The sequence below is a fragment of the Pseudomonas batumici genome (assembly GCF_000820515.1).
GTDB classification, from domain to species: domain Bacteria; phylum Pseudomonadota; class Gammaproteobacteria; order Pseudomonadales; family Pseudomonadaceae; genus Aquipseudomonas; species Aquipseudomonas batumici.
Window position 1 is genome coordinate 1 of the sequence record NZ_JXDG01000094.1, and the last position, 457, is coordinate 457.

The 457-nt window shown below is 60.8% G+C and carries 1 protein-coding gene; it reads right to left on the minus strand.

Features of this window, described 5'->3' with window-relative positions; genetic code table 11:
- A partial coding sequence (locus UCMB321_RS28375; protein WP_040072016.1) for a calcium-binding protein occupies positions 1-457 on the minus strand: 457 nt, incomplete at both ends.

The following is a 457-nucleotide window of genomic DNA, read 5'->3' on the forward strand; positions in this document are numbered from 1 at the left end:
AGGGTGTCGTTACCCATCCCACCGGTCAAGGTGTCGTCAGCCGATGTGCCGCGGATGTTGTCGTCGCCGGCCGTACCGGCCAGCAGCGTGGCGGTGATGGCGGCCATATCCCAGGTGGTGCCATCAGCAAATTGCACCTGCTGCACTGGGTTGTAGGGATTGGCCGTGCTGTCGGTATAGAAGAAACCACTGATCGTGATCTTGTCGGTGGTGCCGGCGATGCTCAACTCCAGCGCGCCGTTACTGACGCCCATCTGGCTGTCATAGACTTGCCGAACCACTACATCGCTTGGGGCCACACCCGCCTTGAACTGCAAGGTATTGAGCTTGTCGACCGTGGTGTCGTAACTAACCGTCACCAGATCCTGGCCGTCGCCGCGACCAAACAGGTAGGTGTTGTTGCCGGTCCCGCCACTCAGGGTGTCGTTGCCGGTGCCACCATCCAGCACGTCGTTGC